Below are 9,998 nucleotides of genomic sequence, written 5' to 3' on the forward strand. Positions count from 1 at the left end.
ACTAGTTTCCTTGTAACGCTCTTGGACCATTATTTCGATTGTATCAGTGAATAGGAACCAAATAATCAATCCTAACCGTTTAACGTATCCCGTATAAGCTAGCTTGAACAGGCAATACTATAATAGAACAAAAAAAAGCCCCAAGACCGATTGCTCGATCAGGGGACTAAATTTTTTGGTGTCATTTACCATTATCAGAATTGTTTTTGCACCTGTGCAAAGTTTAATTATGATAATTCACTAGGGTTTATAAATATACAGTGAGTTATCCAATAAAAGTGAATATGGCTGAACACTCTTTTTTCTTTATACAATTGTAGTGAATATTTTGAATTGTGTCATGCACAGGTACCTGAAATTCAGTGACTGACACCGGGTATTAAATAATGTTTAAGAAAGCAAGATTACTTAACTACTTTTGTAGCAACAGTTGCAAGGTTACCTTGAGTATCAGTTATACTAGTTACAGTATCTAAATCAACTTTCAAGTTAGAAACAGCAGCACTTGTGAAGTTAACTTCTGTTGCTGTTGGCGGAGTAGCTACACCAGTTGCAAGTGAAACGTCAGTACCTGCATCATAATCAGCATCACCGTTAACATCAATGAATACTGTGCCAAGAACTGCATCATATGATTGAGCAACTTGGATATAGTATTTACCTTTATCAGGACCTACTGTTATAGCTGTGAATGAAGCTTCTGAACTAACATCTTTACCGTTTAATGTAACAGTAAAGGCAGCAAGTGTTACACCAGTTACATCTTCAGAGAATGCAGTAACTAAAGTAGTGTTATCACCTGTAGCAATATTTACAGAAGCGAGTGTTGGAGCAACACCCTCACCAATTGCTAATGCAGCTGTAACTGCAGGAGTAATTACGTTTCCAGCTAAATCTTTCAAATTAGAGATTACTAATTGTGAAGATGTAGTTGCTTTACTAATTGAAGCAGATGGAAGATGTAATGAAACTGTTACTGTACCAGTTGGTGCTGAAGCTGAATATCCAGAAGTAGTAATGTAAGTACCTGTTGGTAATACTTTTCCATCGATTGTATAGTTTGCAAGACTTAATACTGAATTAATATCAATACCACTTCCTGAATCTACTACAGTATAAGTTAATACTTGTTCAGCAGCAGGAGCTGTAGAAGCACCATTATAACCTGTAACAGTTGTATTAGTTGTAACAACTGGTTTAGCAGTATCAGCTGCAGCTGCAGGTGCTTTTACAACTAAAGTTTGTGTTGTAGCAGCATTTTGGTTATTTTCAGTTAGACCATCTTGTACAGCACCAGCTGCAAGACGAACTGTATAAGTTCCAGCTGCTAATGCAACTCCATTGTTGTCAATTTGTAATTGGTTGTTATTAACGATAGATGCCGTAGCACTAGCATCTAATGCAACAACCTTACCATTACTATTAATCAATGTTACTTTAGCGATTGTAGCTGCAGCAGAACCAACAAGATTTACATTTTTGCTGAATGTAACTAATACTTTTTTATTAGTTGAGTCAGTTGTAACTGAAGATACAGCTGGTGCAGTCACATCTTTATTAAATGTAATGCTTTGAGAATAGTCAGCACCTAATTTGTTTCCTGCATTGTCTTGAACTTCTTTACTAATAATTAAAGTACCGGTAAATGTAGCGGCATTTGCAAAAATATTAGCAGATGTTGAGAAAGTAACTGTTTTACCATCAGCGCTCACATTCGATACAGTGAATGCAGTGGATGATGGAGAAATCCCACCAGAAACTACTGCGACATTATTTAGGAAGGTTGCAGAATTTACTGGTTTTGTGAATGTAGCTGTGAAAGTTTTTTCTCCTGTAACTGTTACAGAAGAAACAGCCGGAGCAGTAGTGTTAGCTAATACAGTAACGTTTGTATTAGATGGGTTAGGTGCAATTACATTTCCTGCAGCATCTTTAACATTCAATACTTGTACTCCAACAGTTTTACCTGCATCAATTGCTGTAGAACTTGTTACTGTTAATTCATTTGCATTAGAACCAGCAGACAAAGTAGCAGGAGTTCCATCAATATATGCAACTGCACCAGTGTGATCTACAGGTTCGCTAAATACTAATGTAAGTTGGTTAGTATTAGTTTTTGCAGATGCATTACCAGACAATAGTACTGGAGCAACTTCATCTTTAACGTAGATTAAAGTAGAGAATGCAGGTACATCTTGACCATCTGCAGACTCAACACCTTTGTTTACAGAAACAGTGTAGTTACCTTCAAAAACACCAGCACCAGTAGAAACTGTCAAAGTTTTACCATCCGCGCTTAATGATCCTGTTGCAACGTCAGCAGAAACAGTGTTAGAAGCTGTTGTTCCATCAGCTTTTTTAAGAGCTGTGAATGTGAATACACCATCAACTAAAGAACCAGCAATGTCGCCACCAGCAGTAGTTTTAGTGATTACAGTATCCTTATCAACAGCTTTGTTGAATTTAATTTCAAGTTGCTTTCCGTTAATCGCACTTACCGATACAACTTCAGGAGTTGCCGGTGTTAGGTGCTCAGCACGGAAAATGAACAATGCGAATTGACCACGAGTTACATTGTCAGTTGCTCCGAAAAGATTATCTGTTAGGCCAAGTGTTACGCCAGTTTTCACAAGTGCATCAACATATTCATCCCAGTTGCTGTTTACATCTGTGAAACTATTTGATGTACCTTTGCCGTCTAGTTCATAAGCGTTTACAAGTATTTTCGCCATTTCTTGACGAGTGATTTTAGCATCAGGATTGAAAGTAGTAGCTGATGTTCCGCTAGCAATTTTCGCTTCTGCAACAGCGTTAACAGCTTTAGCAACACGGTTATTCAAGTCTGTGAAACCTTGGTCTTTCGCGTTAGCAGTATCAAGTTTCAACGCTCTTGCGATAAATACAGCTGCGTCACCACGTGTGATGTCTCCAGTTGTACCAAAAGTTGTTGCAGATGTTCCTTCAGTGATACCGTTAGCTAGAAGATAGTCAACAGCCTCTTTGTAATTTTTACTTACGTCCGTGAACGATTTCGTTTCTGCAGCTGATGCTGCTGGTACTAGTGCTGTTGCTACGAGTGTTGCAGTTGCAGCTGTTGCTACAAACTTTTTATAAGCTTTTGGTTGATGAGCCATGTGTAGTATTCCTCCCTAATTTTAAAAGCAAGTGTAATAACGCTATGAGATTCATAGGTTCAGTTTAAATTGTACCAACAAAGTGCAAAAGAATCTACCTTTTATTAAAATAGGTTTGTTTTCTACAAAAGAATACAAAACTCTCTTTACTAGAAGTAGTTAACTATGCACGTGTCGCTATTCAAACTCTCTATCTATTATAGCAAACCATTTAGGAATTTCAACTTTTAATTGGAATTTACGTTCAGGGTTTTGACAATTCATTTCGCCAGTTGCTATTCCCAGGCCATTTCTAGTATTTACTATTTTTTGAATCTCCCAATACATATACTTCAAATCCTGCTTCTTCCCACTTACTACGGTCGATGCAGTTTTTCGTATCGATAATGACTTTATGGGCCATGTGTTTAGCAATCTCATTTGGTTCAAGCGCTTTAAATTCGTCATGGCTTGTTAAAATGACGATCGCTGAAGCACCTTCGAAAGCTTCTTCTGGCTCTTGTGTTTGTACGTCTATGTTGTTTGTTTTGATATGCGGATCGTATGCAACGACTTTTAACTCTTTGTTTCTTAGTTCTCCCACGACATCTACGGAAGGGCTTTCTCTCATGTCATCGATATTCCCTTTGAACGCTAGTCCAAGTGCCGCCACTTTTGGTGACTCTACGCCTTTCGCTTTTAGAATATCCGCTGTTAGGCGTGCTGTGTATTCCGGCATACCGTCATTTGTACGACGTGCTAAATGAATAATTTTGGCGAGTTCCGGGTTTAATTCCACAAGGAACCATGGATCGACTGCGATGCAATGTCCTCCGACTCCGGGACCTGGTTGGTGAATATTGACGCGCGGATGGAAGTTTGCGAGTCGGATTGCTTCCCAGACGTTTACGTCAATTGTTTGGGCGATTTTCGCTAGTTCGTTCGCAAGTGCGATATTAACATCACGGTACGTGTTTTCCATTACTTTGACGAGTTCGGCTGTTACATCGTCTGTTTCATGCATTTTCCCTTTAACGAATGAACTATATAAATTGGCAGTCATGTGTGCGGATTCTTGATTTACCCCACCGATGATCCGATCGTTTGACACGAGTTCCTCGAAAGCTCGTCCAGGAATAACGCGTTCTGGTGAGTGTGAAACGAATATGTCTGTTCCGATTTCCAGTCCAGATTGAATAAGTTCCGGAATAATCACGTCTTGGACGGTGCGTGGTGGCACTGTTGACTCAAGAATGACAAGGTTCCCCTTTTCAACGAACGGTGTAATTGCTTTTGCTGCGCTACGGATGTACTCGAGGTTTGCAGTCTTGTCCGCTTTGATGGGCGAAGGTACTGCAATGATAAAGACATCCGCTTTCTCAGGTGTTGTTGAGACCGTGAATGTTTGTGAATCGATGGCTTGGTCAAGCCGTTCTTGTAGACCGTTCTCTTCTATATGAAGTTTCTTGTTACGAATGCGTTCGACAACGCTTTCGTTAACATCGACACCATGTACGATATGCCCGTGATTTGAAAACATGACTGCTGTTGGTAAACCGATATATCCTAATCCGACGATACAAATTGATTTTTTCATTTGAATGCTCCCTTGCTGGTTTCTTAGTTTCTTCTATTAAATAGTAGCTTGATTAGAAATCGTGGTAAATTCAGTTGGCGTTTGAAGCGTTTCGGATCACTTAGGAGCCTGTACAACCATTCCGTTCCCGTATTCCGGAAAAAGGCCGGTGCTCGTTTGACGGTCCCTGAGAAGACGTCGAAGCTGCCGCCTACCCCCTGGAATACTAAGACGTTTGGTAACTTGTCCATGTTGCGTTTGATCCATAGTTCTTGTTTCGGGCTACCAAGTGCAACGAAAATAAGTTTTGCTCCACTATCGTTGATGCGCTTAATAAGTGCGTTTTCGTCTTGTTCGTAGCCGTCAGTTGTTCCTGCAATGATAATGCCTTGGTTGTCGCGTTGGATATTCACTGCAGCTCGTTCAATGACTTCCTTCTTCGCTCCATACATGTATATTGGATGGTTTTCCGCTGCTGCGAATTTCAGAAGGCGTGCCATCATATCGACGCCGGTTACACGGGACTTGATGTTCCCTTTTTTTAGCTTCGATGCAAGTAGTATACCTATCCCATCTGCTATTTGAAACGTTGAGTTGTTAATAAGTTCCTTTACAGTGGGGTCTTTTTGTGCTGTCATTACTTTTTCTGGATTTACAGCAATGACAGTTGACTGTTCCCCGTGTTTCATCCTTGCCTTTATCTCCGTCACAATTCCTTCATATGTAAGTGGTGATACGTGCACACCTAGGTATGTATCCTTCATAAACTGACCCTCGATTCGTTCGCTTTCAATTGTATTAGTATAGCAGAAACTCAAACAGGTTGCATAGCCATCCGAAAGAGTGATAAAATCTGGATAGAATGACGCTTTCACGACTGCGTGGAAGCTTTTGTTTTTAAGGAGGAACGAACATATTGAAGATTGTACTTTCGGGCTTTTATGGCCTTGGTAATACGGGTGATGAAGCGATTTTAAAAGCGATTGTGGATAACTTGCGTGCGGAGCTGGATAATCCGGATATTACGGTGTTTTCATTATCCCCTACTGAAACTGCAAAACAACATGGCGTGAAGTCGGTTTATCGCGGTTGGCGTCATGGCAATAAAGAGAAAGTAAAGGCATTGCGTCAGGCGGATTTACTGATTTCTGGCGGTGGAGGTCTTTTACAAGATACCTATCCGACAAAGTTTTTGTTCGGTCCGCTTCCTTATTACTTGCTCATTGTTTTTTTGGCGAAGTTGTGTAGAACGAAAGTGATGTTCTTTTCACAAGGAATTGGTCCTGTTACGAGTAAATGGGGCAAGTTTTTGATGCGTCTATTTGCGAATATGGCAGATTTAGTTACGGTAAGGGATCAGTATTCGAAAGATTATTTGATTTCATTAGGCGTAAAACGTCCTGAAACGGTTGTGACTGCTGATATCGTTTTTGCGTTTAAATCTGATGAAGATAATGTTGCGTATGCATCGCTTGGCTTAAATGGAGATGAGCGTTTAGTCGCTGTTGCGCCGCGCCCTTGGTTTGAACATGAGGTTGTCTATATTGAAAAGCTTGCATGGGTGTTGGACGAGCTTATAGAACAACGCGGCGTTCTGCCGGTATTTGTACCGATGGAGCCGCCTTATGATACGAATGTATCGAAAAAAGTGATGGCGAAGATGAAACATGCGGATCAAACGAAATTACTTGGTGAGGCGTTTACGCCCAATGAGTTTTATAATTTCATAGCAAAGACGGACTTAACACTTGCACTGCGTTTGCATGCATTGATATTCGCGGCATTATCGAATGTACCGCATATCGGGTTAAGCTATGATCAGAAAGTGGAAAGCTTTTTGAAACGTTCGGGTATGTGGGATCGCTCTTTCCCACTTGGTGAGTTTACAAAAGAAGAATTGCTTGCGAATGCACTTTATGCGCTTGACCATGCGGATGACTTGAAGTTGATGATGGAACCTAATGTAGCGGTGTTACGTCAAGAGGCATTACGCAATGTCGATTTGTTACGAGAGCGTTTTTTGAATGGAGGACGATGATCGGTGAAGATTTTACTAGCGACTGCATATGATTATCCTCATTTAGGAGGATTGTCGGTTCATTTAACAACTTTGAAGTCGGGTCTTGAATCCCGGGGGCACAGCGTACATATTGTGTCGTTTACAGATGTACCGAAGTGGAAACGGGATGGCGTGGTCAGAGGACCTGCGTTTTTGTTGAATAAAATGAAAAAAGGTTCCGGGTATGTGTGGACGTTGAAACGGCGCAAAGATGAACTTGAAACGCTTATTAAAGAGGAAGCAACGAAAGGCTACGACATTATAAATGCGCAAGATGTATACACGACGTTTGCTGCGCTGTCTTCCGGCACGCCTGTTGTGAGTACGGTTCATGGCTATTTAACGTTTGAAGGGATTTCCAAGGGTACCGTTATTGAAGGTTCGGCGGAAGCTGAAGAACTGATGGAGTCGGAGCGGGAGTCTTATAAAGCGACACGCGAAGTCATTACTGTCGATACGCGGATTAAAGATTATATTAAGAAAGAAACCGGTGTTACCGGGAATATGATTAAGAACTTCATTGACGTTGAGTCATTTAAACCTGAGATTGAACGTCGGGACGAGTTCCGAGCGACATACGAGTTTGATAAGGATGAGTTGATCTTCTTTGTTCCACGTCGGTTGACGAAGAAAAATGGCGTTATCTATCCGATTTTGGCTTTGCCGGCAGTGCTTAAGGAGTTCCCGAAGGCGCGTGTCGTGTTTGCTGGAACGGGTGAAATGATGGATACGATGAAAGCGAAAGCTGCTGAACTTGGCGTAGCGGACCGCGTGACAATGGTTGGCGCGGTCGATCATACACTGATGGTGCAGTATTATGCACTTAGTAACGTGGCGCTTGTTCCTTCCATCTATTCTGCCGGTGTTGAAGAAGCGACATCGATTTCGGCGCTTGAAGCGATGGGCTCTGGTGTGCCACTGATTGCTTGTGCAGTTGGCGGGTTGAAGGAAATCATTGAAGATGGCGTGGACGGGTTGCTTGTTGAAGAGCAAAACGTGGAGGAATTGTCTGACGCAATGATTAAACTGTTGAGAAATCCTGAAGAAGGCCAGCGATTGGCGGATACAGCCCGTGCGAAAATTGTTGCGGAGTACTCGCATTTTGCAGCCGCGGAGAAATATGAAAAGATTTATGTGAAAGCTTTAAGCAAGTAATGTTTAGTTTAGCTCCCAGCGATTGCCGGGAGCTTTCTTATGTGGAGGGTATTATGAATGGTTTAAAAAAAGCGGCATTGTGGACAACGGCGCTTGCGCTTGTGTTGAAGGTTTCGGGATTCATTCGCGAGTCGGTTGTTGCCAAGGAATTTGGGGCTTCTTCTGAGACGGATGCGTATTTCCTTGCGTTTGGATTTATAACGCTCGTTGTTGCAATGATTTCGACGGGATTCAATAATGTATTTTTACCAATGTATGTGAAAAGCCGGGTAGCTGGTGAGGACGCGGATGATCGAAATGCAAATGCATTGTTGAACTGGACGATGGTGGTTTTTGTCGGAATCAGTTTAGTTGGATGGTTTTTCGCGGATGCATTTGTACCGTTCATATACGGGAATATGAGTGCGGATACAGCTGTGCTTGCCATACGGATGACGCAGATTTTCTTTGCGTTCATGACGATGATTGCGTTGAGTGGTTTGCTCGATTCTTATTTGCAGTCACGGCGGATTTTCGTGCCGTCTCAAGTTTCCAAATTGTTGGCGACGTTGATGGCCGCTTTGTTCGCCCTGTTCTTTAGTGATGTGTGGGGCATTTTTTCATTGGTATATGGGTTTATCTTCGGGACTGTCATAGGGGTTATCGTGCAGGTTGTTGCGCTTGTTCGTTCAGATTATACATGGCAACTTACATTCCGGATGGATCGCATGTTCGGGAAGGTATTTCTTGCGCTGATCATTCCGTCGTTGTTGAATTCAGTGGTAGGACAAGTGAATTTGTTTGTTAACCGGTTTTTTGCTTCAGGTACGGGTGATGCGGCTGTAACTTATTTGAATAATTCATCGCTGATTATTAGTATTCCGAACGCGATTTATGCGACGACTTTGGCTGCTATTATTTTCACGTTAATGAGTGAGCAGACGGAGGATTTGAAGAAGTTCCGGGATACGGTGTTTCGCGGGATGGAGATTTCTTTGGTGACATTGTTACCGATTGCGATTGGTTTGCTTGTTGTTGGGGACGCCATTATTTCATTCATTTACGAACATGGGAAGTTTACGGCTACGGATACGGCGAATACGCATATTGCGTTGTTGTGGTATTTGCCGATTATTGTTTTCCAAGGAATGCAGCTGATTTTGTCGAAATCGATGTATGCGCGCGGCAAGACGGCCGTTGTGTTCCGAATTAGTGTGACGACGATTGTGTTGAACTTTGTGATGAACTGGTTGCTTGTTGATAAATACGGCTATCCGGCGCTTGCTATTTCTGCCTCGATTGTTAGTGTGTATTATTTTGCTGTTTCGATGGTTGTTGTGTATAAGGACCTTGGGATGGTGGAATTTAAGCGGTTTGCGCGGATGAGTTCGCGTGTTGTGGGTCCTGCTATTGTGATGGGGCTTGCTATTTGGGGGCTGAAGGTTGGCCTTGGTGCTAGCGCGTGGACGGCGATTGTTCAGTTGGCTGTGCTTGTGCCGATTGGGGTTGCGGTGTATGCGGGGATGCTGTTGTTGTTTTATCGTGAGGGGGCTCGGCGGTTTATTGGGCTTTTGAGGCGGTGACTGGCGGGGATTCGTTGGTAGGTTCGGCGGGGGTGTTGCTTGATTGAGCGCGGGCGGTGCTTGATTGAGCGCGGGCGAGGGGTCTTTGAGCGCGGGCGCTGCTTGATTGAGCGCGCGCGGGGGTTCTTTGAGCGCGGGCGATGCTTGATTGAGCGCGCGCGGGGATTCTTTGAGCGCGAACGGTGCTTGATTGAGCGCGCGGCCGGGTTCTTTGAGCGCGAACGCTGCTTGTTTGAGCGCGGGCGATGCTTGATTGAGCGCGGGCGATGCTTGATTGAGCGCGAACGATGCTTGATTGAGCGCGCGGCCGGGTTCTTTGAGCGCGGGCGATGCCTGATTGAGCGCGCGGCCGGGTTCTTTGAGCGCGAACGCTGCTTGTTTGAGCGCGCGGCCGGGTTCTTTGAGCGCGAACGCTGCTTGTTTGAGCGCGCGGGCGGGTTCTTTGAGCGCGAACGCTGCTTGTTTGAGCGCGGGCGATGCTTGATTGAGCGCGGGCGATGCTTGATTGAGCGCGAACGATGCTTGATTGAGCG

The 9,998-nt window shown here is 43.3% G+C and carries 7 protein-coding genes; 4 read left to right on the forward strand and 3 right to left on the reverse strand.

Annotation, left to right across the window (positions count from 1 at the left end):
* Positions 1-404 precede the first annotated feature (404 nt).
* From FILTAD_RS04720 to FILTAD_RS04730, 3 genes are all read right to left on the reverse strand, one after another.
* Positions 405-3,134: an S-layer homology domain-containing protein gene (locus FILTAD_RS04720; protein ID WP_124069366.1), complete on the reverse strand. Its 2,730-nt coding sequence runs from the start codon at positions 3,132-3,134 to the stop codon at positions 405-407.
* Positions 3,135-3,426: 292 nt separating this feature from the next.
* Positions 3,427-4,710, reverse strand: coding sequence for a nucleotide sugar dehydrogenase (locus tag FILTAD_RS04725; protein ID WP_124069367.1), 1,284 nt, complete (start codon positions 4,708-4,710; stop codon positions 3,427-3,429).
* A gap of 23 nt (positions 4,711-4,733) precedes the next feature.
* Positions 4,734-5,453 (reverse strand): WecB/TagA/CpsF family glycosyltransferase, encoded by a 720-nt coding sequence (locus FILTAD_RS04730; RefSeq protein ID WP_124069368.1) that lies wholly within the window; start codon positions 5,451-5,453, stop codon positions 4,734-4,736.
* A gap of 152 nt (positions 5,454-5,605) precedes the next feature.
* Between FILTAD_RS04730 and csaB the strand changes: the two genes are divergently transcribed.
* The 4 genes from csaB to FILTAD_RS15680 all read left to right on the forward strand — a co-directional run.
* A complete protein-coding gene (csaB, locus tag FILTAD_RS04735; RefSeq protein WP_124069369.1) occupies positions 5,606-6,727 on the forward strand; it encodes a polysaccharide pyruvyl transferase CsaB in 1,122 nt (373 codons plus the stop codon).
* A 3-nt stretch (positions 6,728-6,730) separates the two neighbouring features.
* Positions 6,731-7,903: a glycosyltransferase family 4 protein gene (locus FILTAD_RS04740; protein WP_124069370.1), complete on the forward strand. Its 1,173-nt coding sequence runs from the start codon at positions 6,731-6,733 to the stop codon at positions 7,901-7,903.
* Between the two features lie 53 nt (positions 7,904-7,956).
* Positions 7,957-9,465 carry a murein biosynthesis integral membrane protein MurJ gene (murJ, locus tag FILTAD_RS04745; protein ID WP_124069371.1) on the forward strand — a complete coding sequence of 503 codons (1,509 nt, stop codon included), beginning with the start codon at positions 7,957-7,959 and terminating at the stop codon, positions 9,463-9,465.
* 228 nt (positions 9,466-9,693) lie between these two features.
* A partial coding sequence (locus tag FILTAD_RS15680) for a hypothetical protein (protein WP_148085378.1) occupies positions 9,694-9,998 on the forward strand: 305 nt, incomplete at its 3' end.

The sequence above is a fragment of the Filibacter tadaridae genome (assembly GCF_900609045.1).
Classification (GTDB): domain Bacteria; phylum Bacillota; class Bacilli; order Bacillales_A; family Planococcaceae; genus Sporosarcina; species Sporosarcina tadaridae.

What these genes read in the sequence shown, in the direction of transcription:
- FILTAD_RS04720 (WP_124069366.1), bottom strand. Translation starts at nt 3,134, where the DNA reads ATGGCTCATCAACCAAAAGCTTATAAAAAGTTTGTAGCAACAGCTGCA.
- FILTAD_RS04730 (WP_124069368.1), bottom strand. Translation starts at nt 5,453, where the DNA reads ATGAAGGATACATACCTAGGTGTGCACGTATCACCACTTACATATGAA.
- FILTAD_RS04725 (WP_124069367.1), bottom strand. Translation starts at nt 4,710, where the DNA reads ATGAAAAAATCAATTTGTATCGTCGGATTAGGATATATCGGTTTACCA.
- murJ (WP_124069371.1), top strand. Translation starts at nt 7,957, where the DNA reads ATGAATGGTTTAAAAAAAGCGGCATTGTGGACAACGGCGCTTGCGCTT.